Source organism: Citrobacter sp. CF971 (assembly GCF_006385635.1).
Lineage (GTDB): Bacteria > Pseudomonadota > Gammaproteobacteria > Enterobacterales > Enterobacteriaceae > Citrobacter > Citrobacter freundii.
In genome coordinates this window covers 241,755-262,064 of the sequence record NZ_CP041047.1, presented here as the reverse complement: position 1 = coordinate 262,064, position 20,310 = coordinate 241,755, and the positions used below count along the sequence as shown (strand labels likewise).

The window sequence follows — 20,310 nt, the reverse complement described above, 5'->3', positions numbered from 1 at the left end:
TTAATTTAATGAGGTATATATGTACTCAAATAAATCACGTAGCTCAGGTTCCTCTTCTAACAACAATAAAGGCAACTCCGATATTGTCGTAAAGATGGACAGTATTGCACGACATATGTTGTCGCTGGATAAGATGTTCGCATCCGCAGGTTCCAGTGCTCCGCATATCTCATTCGAACGTGAATGCGTATTTGCAAAACATATTGTCAACAATAATAACTTCCTGGCTGACATAGCAGTTAATAATCCAAAGTCCTTCGAAACTGCATTCCTTCAGCTCGCAAGTAGCGGCCTCACTCTTGACCCGGCGCAGAAGCAGGCTTACCTGGTTCCACGCGATGGTCGTGTCATTCTCGACGTGTCCTATATTGGGCTCAGCAGGATGGCCACCGATGAAGGTTTATGCGAAGACATTGTGGCTGAATTAGTTTTTGATAAGGACTCATTTAAAACCAATGGTCGTCGCTCCAGCCCAGACCACGAATTTGACCCCTTTGCTTATAAAGGGGGACTCGTTCTCACAAACACCGATCAGGGTGATTTAGGAGATCGGGGCATGTTCAGGGGGGCTTATGTCGACTATTTAATGAAGGATGGACGTCATCTGGTATTTTTCATTGACCTTCAGGATTTAGCTCAATCTCGGGCGAAATCCGAATCTTGGGCAAAAGTGGAGAAACGGCAGTATTCTCCGTGGACTCAGTTCCCGTGGAAGATGGTGCTCAAGTCTGCTATTAAGCAGACCATACACTTAATTCCCGGTAACCGTACTCGCCTGAGTTCGATGATTGAATATCTGAACACTGCTGGTGGTGAAGGTTTCCGTACAGCAACAATACCCGTCGCAGCTGCTGAAGCTGAAATGGAGATTAGACAAGAAGCCAGGACGGCTGGTAATACGGATACCACTATCCAAACTGAAAAGGCTGATGGTAAAGTTATTGAAGGCGAGTTCAATAAGCTCGCTGAAGAACCTAATTCAGCCGAGCAGCAGGACATCAAGAGCAATACACCAACCGATGTTAACGATACGGCTGAGGGAAATACTCCTCCAGCCGAAGTAAACGGTGCGGCTGATGATATTCTCCCCCCACCCGCAGAAACCAATGGGCAGTCCAATGAAGAAATGTCTGAACATCCCGGGGTTAGAAAATGGGTTGAACGCAGAATTAAAAAGTTAGTAAGCCGGGCAGAAAAAACGCTTGGATACGAAACTATTTTAACCGATGCAAAAAGCAGTTTCGATCTGAATGAAAGTGAGCTGGCGTTCGCTCGCTTATCTTTAGAAAAATCCCGAAGGGCACTTCTCAAAAATCATTTAATTAACGCAGTAGGTAGCTTCGATTTTACTCAAGTCCTTAACTTCATCGAAAAAATGGGTAAGGGTGAGTTTAAAACCGACGCGGCCAAATGGGTTGGTGAAGTCCAGGCCGAATCAGTGGAAATACACCAGTTATATCTTGAGGCTGTTAATACCTCTGATTTTACCAGGCTTCATGCCGCTCTCAGCAATGTGACATTCCCCCCTCTAAAAGAAATGGTAGAAGGTCTTATTGAAGATCTTCAGGCCGCTTAACTTATCCGGCAGGAAACTGCCGGTCTAACTTTCTAAATTTATCTTAAGGTGATCATTATGTCTGACATTTATGAAGTCGTTGATGTTGTGCAGGGTTCAAAGGACTGGCTCGAATGGCGTAAAACCGGTGTGACTGCAACATGCTCCCCAATTCTGTTAGAGGAGCCAGGTGCAACTAAAACGCCCTACGAACTCTATTTGCAATACGCTGGCCTGATTCAGGCAGAAGACCTTTCTGTCATTAAACAGGTTGATGCTGGTAAAAAGCTTGAAGCACTTGCCAGAAGTTACTGCGAAAAAGAGATAGGACAAATCGCCCTGCCTTTCTGTGTAAGGAACAAAAAGTATCCTTACATGATTGCTTCACTGGATGGTCAATTTGACGATGGTTCAATCCTTGAGATAAAGAATCTTTGCGAGAGCAAACATCTTTCTATTCTTCAGCTTGAAACCAAATCGCCAGAATTTCGTTATTACTACTGGCAAGTTCAGCACCAGTTGCTGACAACAGGCGCACCCCAGGCATATCTTGTGTTCTGGTCAGCAACTGACCAGACCAAGGTCTTTAAAATTATGCCTTCGGAGAAAGCGTTTTATCGCGTCCAGGTTGCCTGCGAATATTTCTGGAATAGGGTACAGACAAAAACAGCTATGCCGTTTGATAAGGAAAAAGATATTTTACTTATCTCTGATCCTGTAATCATGTCTCATACACAAGGCTTTAAGCTTCCAGACGACCTGGAAGCTCGTGTGGTAGACATAGCCAGACAAGTTGGAACATTGCAGCAGATGGAGAAAGAGTTAGCTTTAAAGAAAAAGCAGTTCGAAGAATACCAGAACTCGGTCAATTTATTGATCCAGGGTCTTGGTGTTTCTGTTGGCTTTTCCTATAACGAGCTTGTTAGAATCGATGGCTTTGGCTTTCGTTTTCTTCAGTCTCGCGTACCGGAAAAACCGAGCTACAAACGAATCTGCGATAAATTATCTATTGACCCGAAACATCATCCAGAATGTTACGGTCAGTCATCGGTACGAAATTCACTAAGTACCTATGAATATAAATCAACTCTGACTGATACTGTCTACATTCCTTTGGATGACAATTCCGTACTGGTATCACCTGGTGCAGAAGAGACAGACTCAGCCCAACAATTCGTTGTTTTTTAATTATTGAGCCCAGTTTAAAACTGGGCTTTTTTTTTGCTTGACCAATTACACATCCTTTATTATCTTTAAATAGCGGCTTAGTCCGCTTAACTTCAGGCAACTGCCTTTAAACACCTTCTAAATTCGGCGCTCAAGCCACTCCTGAATACCTCCTGGTATTCACAAGGATTTTTCTCGCCTAAACAAATTCGATAGCCTGCGGCTCACATAAGCGGCAGGCTTTTTTGTCCGTCGAAAAAGGTGTTTCGTTGTCACGTAGACAACAACAAGTGCCTCAGTCACTCCCAAACTGAAACTAGTACCTAACTTCAGCCTTCATGTAAGGCTTAATTCATCTAATTCACTAATCTTTTTAAATGAGGAGTCTGATCATGTTTCTTGTAAATATGACTGCATATCTTGCATCCCCGGAACAACGGGAAATGGGCGTTATTGATGTTGATCAGCAAGTATCACACGCATTACGTGAACTGTTGACCTTTAATACCTGTCCTTCAGAAGATGTTATGACCGATAAGGCTAAAGAATTCGCTGAAATCGCTACATCTCTCTGCAATAAATATAAGGCTGACGGCGTACTTGTTTATGCCAAAACCTTTTTTATGCCCGTTCTGGTCTCTGCATTGAGTGCCCGTGGCATCGTCTCTTATGTAACGTATGCCCCAAAGGTAACCAGTGTTGATAACAGTGGCAGTGTAAGCCGCAATTATAAGCATGTTGATTTAGTACGTGCTGATATTGCTGCATAGCATCATTCTTCTTAATTTTTTTAATTCTTAAATCTATCTAATTTAATGAGGTATATCATGACTACTAATTTCGCAAACCTGTCTGTTGAAATCATGGCGCGCTCTACACCTGTCCACCCTTCTGTATTTGGTATTGTTGTACCAGAACATCAGATGGATAAAGTGAAACCGTTCCAGGGATTTGACTCAGCCAATCCATTTAGTGCATTCGTGCCTAAACAGAATGACGACTATGTTTTTGAAGCGTATTTGCGTTCATCTGTACTGATGTGGATTAACTATCCACAAAATCAGTCTCTGTGGATCTCTGGCCCAACAGGTTGTGGCAAAACCAGTGTTGTCGAACAAGTAGCAGCAAGACTTAACTGGCCTGTCATGAAAACTACAGCTTCACAAGACCTGGATATTAACAATCTCATTGGCGGTCTCCGGCTTCAGTGTAATGAACTGACCGGTGATACCAAGACTGTTTTTGTTCATGGCCCACTGACGCTGGCGTACAAGTATGGACTGATTTTCCTACTCGATGAGTACGATCAATTAGACCCATCCTGTGCCAATGCCTTTAACGCCATCCTCGAAGGAGGGAATTTAGTTATTCCTGAAACCAACGAGGTAATTAAACAGCACCCGAACTTCAGATTTGTTGCAACGGCTAACTCGATTGGTCAGGGCGATTTTACTGGCGTTTATGGCGGTGTGAAAACATTAAATGTGGCCAACCTTGACCGCTATATGTTTATCACTGCTGACTATATGCCAAAAGAGACCGAGACTAAATTGATTACCAAATATATCCCCGACACCAAAGTCGCGGAGAAATTTGTTGACGTTGCGAATATGATTCGCGGTCTTTTTGTAGGCAAGAATATCACCGGTGAAATTGACACTAGTGTCAATACTAACAGTGCAAAACTCCCGGACGGTGTTCTTCCCGACACTCGTTTATCAGTAACGTGTTCAACTCGTTCGCTGGTGGCCTGGCTTGACCGCTACTCAATGATGAAAGCTGCAAAGATGCCACGTGCATTATTAACAGCTTTCGATTATCAGATTGGTAATCGTGCATCAGCAGATGATAAAAAATCTTTGCATCTCATCGTTGAAGCTGTATTCGGTTCTGAAGCACTTAAATAAAGCCCCGCTTGGGGTTTTTTAATTCTTTTTAAATCAATTTTAAATTAATGAGGTATGTCATGACTATCAAATCCAATGCCACTCAGGTTCTGGAACAACTTATTCTCGTTTCTCTTTCTGATATCACCAGTATTAGTGGTCGTCGTAAGCTGAAAAGAGAAGATCTTGGTAACAGTGCTGATTTGCCACCTGATGTGCTCGTTTCATTAGGCAGCAAGAAAATCATTGACCCACAACTCATCAATCCATTTACCCGCAAAAAGAATTCAGCTCACGCTTTTTGTCTCGAAGCGGGTATTAAATTTATGGGCGGCTATGCAATTCCAGCCGACAAGGTTAATGATTTAATTGGTAAACTGAATGTACTTAAGGGCGAGTTTTACGATTACAAAAAGGAATTTATGAAAGCTGATTTTAATAGCTGGATTAACTCTTTTGAAGAAAAGTATCGCTCTATACTTTTGCGTGATGCTGCTATCGATTTGTCTTATATGGATAGCCAGATACAATTTGGCTTTACTGCGATTCACATCACTCCTTATGGCAACAGTGTCATTCAGGATGGTTTAACTGGGCAAGTTAAAAGTTTAGCGGATGAAGTTTATGAGGATGTGGCTGATGTTGTGGAAGGATTCCTTAAAAACAGGAACCCTGATGCGTTTTCTCAGCACACACTAAATCCTTTACGCCGCTGCGGCGATAAACTCGCGTCCCTGGCTTTCATCGCACCCAGCGTCCAGTCTCTTAGCGACTATGTTAATCAGGTAATGAAAGACATTCCGCTAACCGGTAAAGTGACGGGCAAACCTTATAACGACATTCTCTCTCTCCTCAATAACTTACGCGACCCAATTCATGCAAAACAGTTTGTGGAACTGCTGTCATCCGCCAGTACTACAGATGGTAACGATGCAATTGACCCATCACTTTCAATGAACCTTATTGAAGATGATGATGCCATTACTTTAGCGGCCATGTCGGCAACTCAGGTTCAGGCGGAAACGATACCTCCTCTGCATACAGATGCATTTGCATCTGCTGTGGTAGTGGAAGATCCGGTCGGATTGCAAAACGTTGATTCACTCGCTGAAGCCCCATCTGTACTGGTAGAGGTCAATGGTTCTGCTGATACGCCTTTGGCAATCGAACTGGTTAATACGTCGGCTGATACTGACGTTAACGACTTGTCCGATACCCAGGAGCATGTAATTGTTAATGATGCTGTAATTCCTGCGTTTGATGCGGTTATGGTCGATGATGATTCATTTTTGGACGGTGATTCTGTTGCACCCCGTTCTCTGCCAGACCCTGCTCTTATTTCGGGTTTGGATTCTGAAAAAGTCATTGATGGAAAAGAGCCGGAAATTGAAACTTCGTCTTCACACGATGATGACGGAACAATAATGGTGTTTTAAAAATAAAAGGCCCACTCTGGGCCTTTTTTCTAATTAATCTATTTAAATTTATTGTGAGGTATATATGGGTATTTATAATTCCCTTCCTATTGTCGCACGTGCATTAAGCTCTCAGATTGGCCTTAATGTTTCTGTCGGCGGCAATGAAGCATATGCTACGGAGACTGGAGCTGGTTTTCTTATTAACATTCCATTCTTCAAAGACGCTGAAATGTTGGCAAATCCTTTGTTAGGGTATGCCGTACATGAAGCAGCACATATCCGTTTCACTGATTTTGGTGATCTCAAGATATTCATGCAAGAGCATATGAAGTCGGATAAATACAACGTTGAGGTACTTAAACATCTGGTCAACCTTTGCGAAGATTTGCGCATTGAACGTGCGATGAGTTGTCGCTATCCAGGTACATTAAAGTATCTCAATTCACTGAATCATTTTTTGTTCAGTGAGGAAGCGGAATCCTGTGATAAAGCTTCTTCGGTGTTTTTGGATACCCTGCTTACTTGTGGTTTGAACCGCTTCAACGGTTTAACTATTCCAACAAAGCAAGCGCGTGAGGACTTTGAACGTATCTTCGGGCTGGAGCTGTATGACAAAGCTATGATGGTTATGGCTGAAGCAGTACAAGCAACCTCGATTAAAAAGGTGTTTGAAGTTGCATGTCGGTTATATGACCTCGCAGTAGATGCATTTAACGAAACTAATGAGCAGGAAGAACCTCCGCAGGATGATAATCAGGGTGCTGATTCTGATGACAGCAAAGGTGATGACAGTTCGTCAGACCCGGCCCAGTCATCCGACAGTTCTGACAAAAATGGGGATGGCCAGAATGATAGTGCAGGCGGTAATGACGGTTCATCGTCATCGCCAGCCGGTCAGAATGAGCCTTCTTCAGAACCTGATGGTAATGCCGGTGGCGCACCAGATAAAGAACATGGGCAAAACGATACCGATGATGAAAACGAAAATTCTTCGTCAACATCAGCTAATCGTAATGCTCCTGCTTCCAACTCGAGTGACAGCAACGCCGCTGCTTCCCATCCGGGCGTAAATGCTCAGGGTGAATCTTCTGTCGGTAACCTGTCCCAGAACGGAAAAGACCCTTTCGAGGGAACCACATCGAATGATCTTGGCCGTACAGGACAGAACACTTCAGATAAGCTCAATCAGCTAATCAAAGACAAAGTACCCCCGCATCAACGTATCGTTTCACCTACTCCATATTCAGTAGCACCTGCGAAGCGGCACGATACCGGTAATGCATCCGTAAGTTTAGGGGTGCAGATGGCTACCGGGTTACGTCAATCACTTCATGGGTTGTTGCAGGGTGTAAGAGCGGTGAGAAGAACACATCGTGAAACTGGTCGTAAGCTTGATTCTCGACTGGTTACCAGTGCCATGCTGGGAAATACGCGTCTTTTTAAACATAAGTCCAAGGCAGTAGATGTCAGTTCTGCTTTTACTATCCTGCTGGACTCTAGCGGGTCAATGAGCCGGTCGGTTAAAGAGGCTGAAGCCGCTGTTGTATCAATGTTGTATGCGCTCGATGGTATTCAGGGGGTAACTACCTCGGCATATCATTTCCCACACGCCGCGCATAATAGCGTAGGTCTGTTAAAAGGACGGGAGCAAACTCTACGGACAGCTATTGGAACTCATCAGTTTGGAATTGGTACGCAAGGTTGTACTCCTCTTTGCGAATCGTTATGGCCTGCACTTGCAGACCTGACGTCAGCTAAAGCGGATCGCCATGTATTGGTTATTGCAACTGATGGCCAGCCTGATGATATGGCTTCTGCGCGAGCGATGATACAAAGCGCTAAAGATGATGACATCATCGTTATTGGTATCGGTTTCGGTGATGCCAATGACAGCATGATGAAAAGTCTTTTTGGTGATACCGGTATTTCTGTCGGTTCTGTTTCTGCCTTACGTAACAAACTCTTTGAAGTAACCCGTAAAGCTCTCCTGTCTTAATCTGTATTTTAATCTCTGTTTTAACTTTCTAAATTAATTTAATTTATTTTAAAGGTGATCATTATGTCTGCAACCGCAAAATTTAAAGTGGTTCACGAAAATCAACTCTCATTCATGAGTATTTTCGATGCCACTGAAAGTGAATATGATCTGATATCAGCCGATTCAGAACATAATTATGAACTTCGTTTTTCATCAAAGATGGCTTACGAGATAATTCGGGATAGCATATATATCATGACTGCATACCGTAGTACTGGCGAGCAGCGTGTGGATGAAATCCTCTGGATTTGTTCGGAAGAAAATCAGGAAGACCTTTGTTCATTTACGAGTTGCTGCAAAATAGCAGGTCTTGACCCATTCGAAACCCGAATGGAAATCCTGCACGAGTGGTCTGGTGAATTGGCTAAGCAAGCAAGTCTGATTGCGCGTCATCACTTTACTGCTCCCACTAATATGGAACATGTTGCATCCCAACGTATTGGATACGAAAAGTACAGAAAAGCGTTTTATCACACTTATCCTAAAGAGGCTGCAAAGCCGATTAGGGATAAGCCTCTGTAAAAATATAAACGCTGACTTCGGTCAGCGTTTTTTTCGTTCCGCGCTGGAGACTAACATGAATATTTTAAAGCATGATTTCGACAGTTCCTCTGAACAGCGACAAGCGGGTTTTTTGCTTAATCAGTTGGAGGATCTAATAGGGTTTATTGCCACGAATGAGTTCAGGGTTACTTCAATCAATCAGTTCATTGAGGTTGAGGCATCTGAGCTCATGGTTATTAGCCTGTGGCATCCAATGTGTCCCGATATCACTGAGGTTCATTTCTTACGTGATATGGATAAAAAGTGGTGGCCCTACAAGATATATGAACTCATGTCTGATATAACGACCCAAACTCAATTTATTCCTCTTGTAAATCAATAAAGGTGACATCGTGATTCATTATTGGGTTAAAGCAATACCCGGTGAGACTAGCATCCTCGATCCTCTTCGTCATAGCGTCCTTGCCATAAAATATTTGGATGGAGCACCATTGCTTTTTCAATGGCCTCCTGAAGAAGGATGGACGTTCGAGATTCTGGATAAAATACAGCCACGCGGGGTTGAGTTTGGGGCCAATGCATATATTAATGATGTATGGATTGGCACTACAGAATGGTAATATTTTAAAGACTGAATGTCTGGAGTCTCATTTCATGGATATCCCATGCATTTTGTTTACATCAAATAGTCGGCATTATGTAATCACTGAAGACTCAGTTATCGCTGCCTGGCCATCACGTTCTGATAAAGAAAGTGAGACCCTTCAGCTTAATGACGGTCGGATTATTACGGCGAAAAATGTTCGGCGATTTAATTTCATCGATATTCCAAAAATTGAAAGCCTGACGGCGATTGATGATGGAATTGTCTTTTAACTATATTAATTAATAACTGGAGTCTGTATGAGTGGCTGCGCGTTGATAGAGTATAACAACCGCACCGCCAGAATACGCGGTGAGGTTGCACCAGGCGATAAGCATTATGTTCAGTATGCTCTCGCTCACTGGGCTGTCATTGCAATCAGGATTCGCAATACAGACCATCAATTTACCCGAATACCGGTTGATGAGTGGATTGAAGGGATTGCAAAACAAGTAAATCCTTCTGAGGCTCGCGAGCAGATTTTTAATGCTCTATTACGGTGTAAGCCGGGTATCTTCTAATTAATTTAATTTATCGAGGTATATATGTTTTATTCTGAAACCGGGGATGTCTATGGTTTTGTCTCAGGCGGTATGTCATTGCAAACTCATTCGATTGAAAGAGATTTGCAGGACTTAAGATTACTACTCGCCGATATGGAAACCATTAATATTCTGAACGAACGAGGGATAGGAACTCACAAAACCATCTTTCATGTAACACAAAATGAGTCGAAGGCATCAATGCTGGTTACTCGTTTAACTTACTGCCAAGGTGGTGGACGATTTACTCACCCTGAATGTGCTCTTCTTGTTGAACAGATAACTGATCTCGGACGCAAGTTGGGTAATAAACATTTCGATACGGCGATGAATGAAGCAAAACGCTTTATAGCGAATGAGGCTGACTTCATGAAAGAACAAACTGTCTGGTAGAAAATTTCTAAGGAGTCACTCATGTATACTTCAACTACTGCTAAATCAGATCATATTGATAGCTTTAATAACGCACAAAACCGTATGTTGATGAATTACGAACGTGATGAGTTTGAACAAGCTCCCGCTGCCGTACTTTATGATGCTGTCGGTGCTGTCGTAAACGATGAATCTGATATTGATATAATTCTACGCCTTATGGATATGGAAGGAGAAATGTTGTTTCTCCGCGCAATGAAAAACCTCGGCTGCCAAGAGAATGTTTTTTATTTCGCATCTGAATCTGGTGCGGTGCTGACTGCTAACGATGCAACGTTGCTTGAATTTGCTTATAACTTGGGCAAACATATCAGCAATGAGTTCTTTACTCGTTTCTTGCGTAATTCTCAGCTAGCCCGTGAACTTATCGGTAACATCATTCGTATAGGCAACGATGCCCTTAAATTTCCAGATGACGACCTGAATACAGTATTTGAATGCTGTGTGATTGAAAATTCATCCTGGAAAAACCAACGTCATTTCAAAGATAACTTTGGTCTTTAAAGCATCTAATTCTTTTAATTAGCTAACACTGAAAAACCCAGTCTTCGGACTGGGTTTTTTTGTATTTGCTGATTTCAAACATGTAAACAAAACGGATGCACACGAAAATTACTTTTGATTTTTACAGTCAAAACGCTGCCATTTTTGAACTTCTTATTTTTACCCATATGGCAAACTAATCGTAATGCCGTCCGTATTTATGATAAGGGAGTTTTATGAAGACACTTAAATGTTCTCATAACAGGGCAATGCTTATGCCAGCACACAAAATCCCTGCGGTATTAGTTAACGACGACCCTAAGAACATAGTTACTGATGAGCTGTTGCGTAAATATGGAACACGCATGACTCTCGATGAGGCTTGCTCCGAAATTGGCGTTAAGTCGGATAGTGTAGCCAAACGTATAGGGCAGGTCAGATATCGGCATTATGCATTAACTCGCCAGCTTGAAAGTGCAAGGGTCTTTAGTGGAAAAAATACCTTTTTCTGGACGGAGTCCATCGCAAGAATAATTTCCGAGGGTAATTCCGATGAAATATCAATTTTTAACTAAGAGCATTATTCCCCTGCTAGTGGGTTTTGCTTTTACTACCTCTGTTCTTGCGGATGAGGGTAATACCATAACGCCTCAATCCCCTCAGACCACCAGTGACGACCTCGCTGGTGGTCAGGCATTTCTGAATGGTAAAGAGGAAGGTTGGTTCTGGCGTAAATCGCCACCTGAGCCAGTGAAGAAAAAACCAGTGAAGCTACCTCCTCCGCCGACTTTACCGCCACAAGATACACCCAAACAGGTTGCTCAAACACCTGTGGAATCGACTCCAGAACCTGTCGCAACGGAAAAGCCCGGCCCCGCTCCGTTCACCGTCGCTTGGTTCAATGAAAACATTCAGAAACTGCGCAACCAGGCCATTGACAATCCTACTCAAGAAAACGTTAGAGCGTATTTTCTGGCCCAACGCATTATGCTGGATAAAGCCAGCCGCTTTACTGATATGGCTAGGTTGGTTACTTCTACCGACCCGCTTATAGATGAAAGCAGCCGGAGATCTACGTCTACATTCGGTGCTATGGATCAATCTAATGCTGCCGCAGATAAGTCTTCATTAGTGGTAAAAGATATAGCCACAAAGGCTGGGATCTTCTTCTTTTTCCGAGGTGAAGATTGTTCTAGTTGCTCAAAACAAGCATCTGTAATGACCGCTTTTAATTACATGACAGGTATTAAAATTATCCCTATCTCTATTGATGGGAAACCATTACCTGGGAACATGATGCCTGACTGGAAACGTGATACCGGGCAAGCAGCTAAACTCCAGATTTCTAATGTTCCTGCTCTTGCTTTGGCTATTCCTCCGTCAACAACTAAAATTGTCTCCTTCGGCCCTATTGCAGCTGACCAGCTTGTTTCAAGAACCATTTTAATCGCTCATGATTCTGGACTTATTACAGACCAGCAGTATAAAAGTACCTTGCCATACAATGATACGGGTTATATCGATTCCAATATTCTGAAGGAAATGCCTAAAGAATTTACCGAAAACCCTGATGAGTTCATCAAGTACATTCAAGCAAAAGCCGGATATTCAACCGCTGACGCTCAGAACGGTACGTCCCAGGAGGAAAAATGATTATTTCACCTCGTACACCAAAATGTGGTTTTCGTAAATCATTAATGGCCTTATCTATCGGGTTTTCTATTTTATTTTCAGCAAACAGTTTCGCCACCAGCATTAACTCTCAGCTAGATAATATGTTTGGTTCAATGTCCAATGTCACTGCGCCAGGGGATTATCAAAGTGTCACACGGGATGGTTATACAGGCGGTGGATTCGTTTTAAGAAACAAACTTCGCACATTAACACCTGTTACGATTAGCCTACCAACAGCAGCCGGAGGTTGTGGCGGTATTGATTTATTCGGCGGTTCATTCTCATTCATCAATGCCGAACAATTTGTTCAGATGCTACGAAATATTGCATCCAATGCAGCCGGTCTCGCTTTCCAGTTGGCACTAAATGCAATGGATGCCGTACTCGATAATGCTATATCGAAAATGCAGGCGATCATACAACAAATGAATGACTTAACGGCGAACTCTTGCCAGCTTGCCAAAGGACTTCTGGTCGATACCGCTGCTGCATTCGGTGATGGCGCAAAAGCTGCTGTTTCATCCCAGCTGTCAACTACAGGTCTATCTGATCAATTTGGGGCGATGTGGGGAAACTTTGCTGGTGGCAAAGCTCCTGAAATTCAGAAGCAGCAGGCTGGCAAACGTAAACCATGCAATGATTACGGTAATATCATGTGGTGTTTGCTTCAGAATGGTGATTTTAATGATCAGTTCACCGGTTCTGAAGATGAACAAAAAGAACTTATTATGAGCATGACAGGCACTATTATTGTGGGAAGCGAGGTTGGTACTGCTGAGGATGGTTCCGCGAAACAAAGCGTTGTTAATCTGGCTCCATTGGCTACAGGCAACGTTCTGGACTCTTTCATTAATGGTGACGATAGTTTTGACTTTTGGTCTTGCTCAGGACAAACAGCCACTTGTGAGAATCCAAAAAAACAGACAAAAGCCCTTAAAGGTATTGCAGCCAATATAACCTTATTCTTCATTGATAATGGATATTTAAGCGCCGCGAAAGATGGTATTAATCCTGGTGATGCCAGATTGCGCCAGGCAAACTATTACAACGTTACAGGAGCGTCAAGCAAAGCAACGCAAATAGCCAGGCATGATTTAAGCGCATCGTATTCGTATGTCCGTGAGCTATCACCAATAATTGCTTATTCAGCGGCTTACAACTATTTAAGCGACATGCTTACAGCAGCTGCCACTGGTGCTAGATTTATGCAGCAGAATGATAAATCCGCATCCATTTATTATAAAGATGCTGCTGAATTAATTGAGAAGGCACGGCAAAACCTTTACGTTTCGTATAGTGCGATGATCGCCCGATACGGTGGGGAAGCCCGTATACCCGAGTCATTCAATAGTTATATGAAAACCCTTCCCCAGACTCATTATGAGTCTGAAGCCTCTTTTAACGGCTCGCTCTAAGAGGGCATTTAAACATGAGTGAATGGAACGTATATACCGTAGGTAACATTGAATTTATCTACAATATTTTTAATGCGGTTGCTATGTTGTTTAATGACGGTACTTACGCCTCATTATTCAAAATAGCTGCGTTAATTGGCGTCATCGGAGTGGTTATCGCAGCCGCAATCACGGCAGGTAAAACATTATCACTTGGGCAAATGGGTATCGCTATAGTGATGTATTTTATCTTTTTCAGTGTCTCAATGCGCGTCAATATCGAGGACGTAACTACTGGCCGTTTCAAAGCCGTAGACAACGTACCTGCTGGCCTTGCAGCTGCGGCTTCCCTTATTTCGACAGTTGGATATGCCACTACTGAAAAAATGGAACAAGCCTTCTCTGTTCCTTCAATGACGGAATACGGGTCACTTGATCCCCTTTTCACTCTCGCCACACTGTACGACACCATGAAATCGCCCATGCGCTGGACTGGTGAAACAGAAGGTTATGGTGATCTGGATGGTAGCATTTCTAACTATGTTAAGAATTGTGTAGGTAACGACATAATTCGTGGTTCAAAAACGTTTGCTTCAATGTACCGCTCCAATCAAGGGGTATCCGGGCTAGCTTCAAATGACTCATTTCAACGCGTAGTTATCTATGACAACGTCCGTAGTGGTTGGTCGACAGCAACTGATGAATCTGCAAAAGGTGGTTCCTTATACACATGTGCTGATGCTTATACGAAGCTCAAAGGCCTGGCTACTCTGAACTCAGCGGCTCTCGATGCATCTTTTGCCCGTTCCTATGCCGCAGCTGGGCGCACGTGTGGTGGCGCTACATGCTCAGGGTCTGGAAAAACTCAAGAGGTTTTAAATTTCTTCAATATCATGGGAACGGATATACGTGACTTCCAACTCATGATGGTCATGTATCCGTCATTCAGAGAAATGCCGATGTATGGCCTTGAAAGTTCCTTTCGTGGTACTGCTGCGGTCACACGTGCGCAGACAATGACCCAGCAAGCATTCCAGTGGTCATCTTCCGGCTCATCCTTTTTAAGCTGGATGGGGTCATTCATGCCCATTTTTCAGGGGATTATTTACGCCCTTGCCCCTTTCATGGCCTTCCTTTTCGGCCTGGGTATTATGGGGATCAGGTTGGTGATGAAGTATTTTCTCGTCATCTTCTGGACGTGGACATGGTTACCATTGGCAGCTGTAGTAAACATGTATGTGTTGAATAGCATCCGTGATGCATCAAGCCAAATACTTGTCAGTTCGGGTTCCGGTGGTCTTAGTTTTGCCCAGCTATACCAGCTGTTATTCGAGACTCAAAAAAGCATCGGCCTGGCTGGTAATTTATATGGAATGATACCGGCATTAGGTGGGTTCATTGTATGGGGCAGTTCCGTAGCGTTTAACTCGCTGGCCAATTCTGCTGCCGCTCCTTCAGCAGCTGATACCAAAACCCTATCGCCGGATGTTACAAACGCTCCACCAATCAATACCCGTGGCTCTGAAGCCGAATTTAACCCAACGCAAGGGACGATCATGGGTGGGTCTTCTGGCACTCTCCCAAACATTGATATGAAACAGGTCGCTACTCACAACCTGTCCAGTGCTAAGCAGGAACTTGATGCAGCCTCTAGCTCGTTGACTGCTCAATCCGGCGCAATGATTAGCCAGGTGGCCAGCAACATGAACTCTGGGGGGCATTCGCAGGTTTACAGTGATGCTTCAAACGCAGCATTTGCAAGCTTGAGCAGCTCTGACCGCGCCTATGTTAGTTCTGTAGCTAAAGAACAAGGAATTTCTGATATGCAGGCGCTTGTATCAATAGCCAAAAGCGATGCGAGCGTCGGTGGGGGATTTGGAAGCCCAAGCGGTGGTGTAGGCGTTAAGGGTGGTATGTCTCGTTCAGAGGCAGAAAGCAGTGGGCTGAGTAATGACAACAGCGCTAAGTACGGTTCTACGGACAGTGCCACATCGCATAAAGTCGACAGCGCTACCCAGTCACGCATCGTCAACACGGCAGCAAGTGCGATGTACCAGTCCTTATCGCAAGAAGGAGAAAGTTCTCAGTCGACTCGTTCTTTTGCTGAGGCAAATCAAAGAATGCAGTCCGCACAAAAGAATTTCCAGGAAGCAAACTTGTTTGCTTCAAGTACCTCAATGGGCCAGACAATGAACGCAGCGCAACTTGCTACGGCTATTGGTCGTAACCATGATGCACAAGCAACATTGACTCAAACCCTCGCGGCGCACCCTGAACTATCCAGCAAAATCGCCGGTGATGCAGCGAGCCTGACCTCTTTAGGTATGACTCACGAAGATGCACATACCTTTGCGCAATTCAAAGCAGCCAGTGAACTTGGTTTAGCAGGTGCAGTAGCAGCCAAAGCCGGGTTCATTAACGCTGACTCCAGCCCAGCGTTGACCACAACCGCATCTGAGCAATACCGTGGAGTGAGTGGCGGAGCTGAAAGTGCAGGTGGCCGGGCAGTTGCTGGTGCAGCGGACGTTAGTAACTCGGTAAATGCTGTAACTGGCCGTTCTTACGGTGCGTTGGGTGATGCACATGCTTCATCGTCAGATGGTTATGGGCAAGGCCAGGTTAATACTGTCGGTGGACAGAATAGCGGTGCAGTTGATCAAATTCATAAAGGAAATCAAGGTGAAGTCATGACTAAAGCGGGTAACACCGCCGCGAATGACTTCGAAAACAACCACTATAATCTCGGCGGTATCACTGGAGACTTTAACAAGCTCGTTTCTCATGTCAGCAATGCGTTCAAGGAAAGCCCGGTTTATGAGCAGGTGCATAACCAGGCCAAATCAATCGCCGGAGAAATTCCGTTGGGTGGTGATGCAAACCGCGAAGCAGCGCGAGATTCCATTGTGAATTACTACGCGATGACCAAAGCTGGTGCATCTGAACAACAACTTACCCAGGCCCGCAGTGACATGATGGCTCGTATTCAACTTGCGACAGGTGGGGAAAATAACAATGGAACCGTTTCTGGCGGGAATACATCCCTTGCCCGTGGTATTGCTGCCCGTATTGATAATGCCGGTTTAGACCGTTCAGCAAATGATGGATCCATTATTCAGCAGGCTACAACTGCTTTGAATACAGATCGTCAGACGCATGAATATAACACCGGAGGTATGGCCAATAACCTTGGAGGAATGCATCAGGCATCTAATGGAGGTTCTTCTGTAGGCGATGGTGTTCCCTATGCGATGGGAACCCACAACCAGGGATATGGCGAAGCTGAAACTATGACCGTTAATGCCCACGGTGCTGGTGGCCATAGCGATTCAAATAACGGAGGTACAATGTTCAGTGATCCGCCACCTGCACGAACTACTCAATCGCATCAGGAGTATGTCCCGGTTCATCCGCGACATAAGGAAGGTAAAGGTGGCCATAGCGGCGGAAACGATGACATGATTATTTCATCGAAAAAGTGATTCGTAATAAAGCCCTGCCAGCCTGGCGGGGCTTTTACGTAGTGGCAAACATATAAACAACAGGAAGGCTCAATAAAGAATAGAACAGAATATAAAACTCCCACATTCGCTCACATTTACTTTTGGCCGTCCGCCCTTTTCTTCCACGGCCTCTTCGACCATTTCCACCGCCATAATCTGAATCGCTTGGCCCCGATAATGGGATAAGGCCCGTTATACCAAACATGTCCATAAGCACCTCCAGTCGGTAATAATCAGAACGCAGAAAACACCCTCGTTTTGCCGTCCTTCTTTATTGTCTGAAACCAGTCTGTTTAATACGCTGCCTGCTTAATCCTTCATTTTAGTAGCTTCGCATAGAAATGCTGGCTGACGAAATTTAGTTATCGAGATCTTTGACTTCATAATCAGTAACCACGACAAAGGTGATCATAGAATGAAAAACCTTTTCCGAAAAAAATGGTTTTACAGACCACTCTGCACAATTACGATGTTATGTCACCTTGGTGTTGTATCCTACGTGCCGTATGCCTTTTCCGCTACGACCCAGGAAAACGTCACATCAGCTACCAATTTCTACAAAACACTTCCGCAGGTATCAGCTACGTCAAATGGTACGGTTCAGTATGGAAAAGGCCAGGCCGTTGACCTGAACTCGGCTTACCCAAATCAGGGTTCATCAACTTCACTGGATAGCCTGACAGGTACATTCGGGGATGACAGCAACACGTTAAAACTTGGCAACACGACCAACGCCAATCTGAAAACAGAAGATTCTCTTCGCGGTGAAGCTTATCGAACGCTGGTGGGCTCGACGAAAACTACGGCAAACCTTAAGCCCGACGATTCCATCTTTGATGGCCACAAAGACTTCCTGGAAAATCAGGATAAATACATGCAGGATCTTGGTGACTGCTCAATGACGCGCACCATGACCAACAAAGATACCGTTAATCACATTCCTGACTACCGGGAATGTACCCGTACCACGAGTGTTAGCGGCACATTTACTCTCTACCATCCTTACGTAGCCGGTATGCTTTCGCATTATAGCGGGGCTGCAAACATCGGTTCCTGCGGGACTAACTGTATCGAGCTCTGGCTCGGCACTGTTGGGGATAACTACTGGGACGGCAATTGTAAGATTTTCGAACAGGCAATGGCTGTCACCGTTTACAATCCGCAGGCAGTCACCAGCGCCAGGATAGTCAGGGCAAAATGGGATGACTATATGCAAATTTACGTCGGCGGAACAGACCGAGCTAGCCTTGTATGGGGTGGGCCATACGGTACTGGTACGTTCCCCCCCGAAACAGCTGGAAAGTGTGAACTTAGCACCAGTTGGGATCAGTCAATTAATGTAGATGTCACTGCGCAAATTCGAAACACTCCCATGAATGGAGTTCTTAATTTCAAAAACCGAGTGTCGGTAACCGGCAGTGGCGAAGGTTATGCTCTTATCTATATTAACTTCGACCCGAGCAAGATCATTTCGGATAACGAATGGACTGTCGATAAACCGGAACAATTCGATACGTTGCTGAAAGCCATAAACGCCGGTTATTGCCAGAACTATACGGTCACCTGCCGCGAAACTGTCACGCCTGATGCTAATGGATGCGCAACAATTAATGGTGCTCGTATATGCGAAAGTCAGCTTGCTAAGCCACCTATCAGTGGCCTATCCCCGTTCTGCAAATCGGCTACCGTGGTTTCTAACTGTGGGACTGACGCTGGTGTTAACAACACCTGTAAGCAGTATGATGCTGATACCGCATGTAAGTTCATCAAATCCACCTGCATTACTGGTGCTGAGGGGGACAAAAACGGATGCTGGCAGGCTACAGAAGTTTGGGATTGCGGAACAGATGTCGTCGTACCCAATACCTCTGCCACTGATACTTATGTGTGCCCTGGTGCAGTTCAGTGCCTGAATGGTTCTTGCCTTCAGCCATCAACAGAACCCAGCGGTGATTTCAATAAAGCAGTTGCAACCCTTCAGGCCGCAACTTACGCATTGAATGAAATGAAGTGCGGCGATGATACTGATGAAACGAACCGCTCATGTACTCTTTTCAAGGGTGAGTCAGCTCAATGTAAATCGGCTATGGGCGGTTGGGTGGATTGTTGCGATCAACCTGTAGATGTCAACTGGATTCAGTATTTGCAGTTATCTTATTACACCCTGAAAATTGCAGATGCTGTCGCGGTTAAAGCCGGTATGTTCGAACAAGGGAAAGGCATTTTTGATATGGGTTCCGAGCTCATGACTAATGCCATCGATACAATTACCCGTCCTGCAATTTCGGCATTCAACAGTCTGGTAGGTACGGCAGGCACTGAAGCCGCTCAGCAAGCTACAGAAGCTGGGTTGTCTGGATTAATGAATCAGGCTATCGGAGCGCTGACTAAACAGGTTGCTCAGTGGACGCTTGACACCTTCGGCCCTGCGGCAACAAATATGCTTTTTGAAAGTGCGGCTTTTGAAGGAGGGGCCGCTGTAACGTCATCAGGCTTGGCAACATCTGTGCAATTGTCGTCCACAATAGTCTCCGCTATATCCGTTGTTGGGTACGCTTATATGGCCTATCAGATTGCCAACATTCTGGTTAACATCATCTGGGCTTGTACTTCTGATGAATTTAAGCTGGCCGTCAAGAAAGAAACTAAACTAGCCGTGCATATATCCAGTTGGTGTGAAACAAAGTTCCTGGGTGTCTGTATCGAGAAACGATCAAGTTATTGCACATTTGATTCGCAGATCGGTCGCATTATTCAGGAGCAAGGAAGACCAATGCTAGGTATCGGCTGGGGTGATAAAAAGAACCCAGATTGTAGAGCTCTGACATTAGAAGAATTTGGTCGGATCGATTTTAATAAAATCGACTTATCAGAATGGATTGGCTCACTTTACGAGGCAAAACTTCTCCCAAAAGCTTCCGAGATAAATCTGGATAAGATAACCGGTAAAGGAAGCGTGTTGAATATCGATGGCTCACGCCAGAACACTCTGGAGCGTTTCCAGAGCGGTGTTAACAGCATTGATGTAGACGCTGCAAAATCAAGTACAGAGGCCGTACTGAAGACTCAATAGC

The 20,310-nt window shown here is 44.5% G+C and carries 18 protein-coding genes; all 18 read left to right on the top strand.

Annotated elements, in window-relative coordinates; translation table 11 throughout:
* The first annotated feature begins 19 nt into the window (after positions 1-19).
* The 18 genes from E6P06_RS01605 to traN all read left to right on the top strand — a co-directional run bounded on the left by E6P06_RS01605 (position 20) and on the right by traN (position 20,309).
* Positions 20-1,576 (top strand): recombinase RecT, encoded by a 1,557-nt coding sequence (locus tag E6P06_RS01605; protein ID WP_020996200.1) that lies wholly within the window; start codon positions 20-22, stop codon positions 1,574-1,576.
* Between the two features lie 57 nt (positions 1,577-1,633).
* Entirely contained in the window at positions 1,634-2,743 is a 1,110-nt protein-coding gene (locus tag E6P06_RS01600; protein WP_008786633.1) for a lambda-exonuclease family protein, read from the top strand.
* Positions 2,744-3,114: 371 nt separating this feature from the next.
* The gene (locus E6P06_RS01595; protein ID WP_008786632.1) at positions 3,115-3,492 is read left to right on the top strand and encodes a hypothetical protein; all 378 of its coding nucleotides are present in this window, start codon (positions 3,115-3,117) and stop codon (positions 3,490-3,492) included.
* A 57-nt stretch (positions 3,493-3,549) separates the two neighbouring features.
* Positions 3,550-4,629, top strand: coding sequence for an AAA family ATPase (locus E6P06_RS01590; protein WP_020996201.1), 1,080 nt, complete (start codon positions 3,550-3,552; stop codon positions 4,627-4,629).
* Positions 4,630-4,688: 59 nt separating this feature from the next.
* The gene (locus tag E6P06_RS01585; protein ID WP_008786630.1) at positions 4,689-6,044 is read left to right on the top strand and encodes a DUF3150 domain-containing protein; all 1,356 of its coding nucleotides are present in this window, start codon (positions 4,689-4,691) and stop codon (positions 6,042-6,044) included.
* A gap of 64 nt (positions 6,045-6,108) precedes the next feature.
* Entirely contained in the window at positions 6,109-8,022 is a 1,914-nt protein-coding gene (locus E6P06_RS01580) for a VWA domain-containing protein (protein ID WP_008786629.1), read from the top strand.
* A gap of 63 nt (positions 8,023-8,085) precedes the next feature.
* Positions 8,086-8,586, top strand: coding sequence for a hypothetical protein (locus E6P06_RS01575; protein WP_008786628.1), 501 nt, complete (start codon positions 8,086-8,088; stop codon positions 8,584-8,586).
* A gap of 55 nt (positions 8,587-8,641) precedes the next feature.
* The gene (locus tag E6P06_RS01570) at positions 8,642-8,950 is read left to right on the top strand and encodes a hypothetical protein (protein ID WP_020996202.1); all 309 of its coding nucleotides are present in this window, start codon (positions 8,642-8,644) and stop codon (positions 8,948-8,950) included.
* Between the two features lie 10 nt (positions 8,951-8,960).
* Positions 8,961-9,188 carry a hypothetical protein gene (locus E6P06_RS01565; protein ID WP_064766556.1) on the top strand — a complete coding sequence of 76 codons (228 nt, stop codon included), beginning with the start codon at positions 8,961-8,963 and terminating at the stop codon, positions 9,186-9,188.
* 34 nt (positions 9,189-9,222) lie between these two features.
* Positions 9,223-9,444: a hypothetical protein gene (locus E6P06_RS01560; RefSeq protein ID WP_020996203.1), complete on the top strand. Its 222-nt coding sequence runs from the start codon at positions 9,223-9,225 to the stop codon at positions 9,442-9,444.
* A 27-nt stretch (positions 9,445-9,471) separates the two neighbouring features.
* The gene (locus tag E6P06_RS01555; protein ID WP_020996204.1) at positions 9,472-9,732 is read left to right on the top strand and encodes a hypothetical protein; all 261 of its coding nucleotides are present in this window, start codon (positions 9,472-9,474) and stop codon (positions 9,730-9,732) included.
* 24 nt (positions 9,733-9,756) lie between these two features.
* Complete coding sequence (locus tag E6P06_RS01550) at positions 9,757-10,146, top strand: hypothetical protein (RefSeq protein WP_008786627.1); 390 nt, start codon at positions 9,757-9,759, stop codon at positions 10,144-10,146.
* A gap of 21 nt (positions 10,147-10,167) precedes the next feature.
* Entirely contained in the window at positions 10,168-10,689 is a 522-nt protein-coding gene (locus E6P06_RS01545; RefSeq protein WP_008786626.1) for a hypothetical protein, read from the top strand.
* 215 nt (positions 10,690-10,904) lie between these two features.
* The gene (locus E6P06_RS01540) at positions 10,905-11,243 is read left to right on the top strand and encodes a hypothetical protein (RefSeq protein ID WP_008786625.1); all 339 of its coding nucleotides are present in this window, start codon (positions 10,905-10,907) and stop codon (positions 11,241-11,243) included.
* Positions 11,221-12,321: a conjugal transfer protein TraF gene (gene traF, locus E6P06_RS01535; protein WP_008786624.1), complete on the top strand. Its 1,101-nt coding sequence runs from the start codon at positions 11,221-11,223 to the stop codon at positions 12,319-12,321. Before E6P06_RS01540 ends, traF begins: the two co-directional genes overlap by 23 nt.
* Positions 12,318-13,757 carry a conjugal transfer protein TraH gene (locus E6P06_RS01530; RefSeq protein ID WP_008786623.1) on the top strand — a complete coding sequence of 480 codons (1,440 nt, stop codon included), beginning with the start codon at positions 12,318-12,320 and terminating at the stop codon, positions 13,755-13,757. Before traF ends, E6P06_RS01530 begins: the two co-directional genes overlap by 4 nt.
* A gap of 14 nt (positions 13,758-13,771) precedes the next feature.
* The gene (locus E6P06_RS01525) at positions 13,772-17,215 is read left to right on the top strand and encodes a conjugal transfer protein TraG N-terminal domain-containing protein (RefSeq protein WP_008786622.1); all 3,444 of its coding nucleotides are present in this window, start codon (positions 13,772-13,774) and stop codon (positions 17,213-17,215) included.
* 436 nt (positions 17,216-17,651) lie between these two features.
* Complete coding sequence (traN, locus tag E6P06_RS01520; protein WP_008786621.1) at positions 17,652-20,309, top strand: conjugal transfer mating pair stabilization protein TraN; 2,658 nt, start codon at positions 17,652-17,654, stop codon at positions 20,307-20,309.
* The last annotated feature ends 1 nt before the right edge of the window (position 20,310 follow it).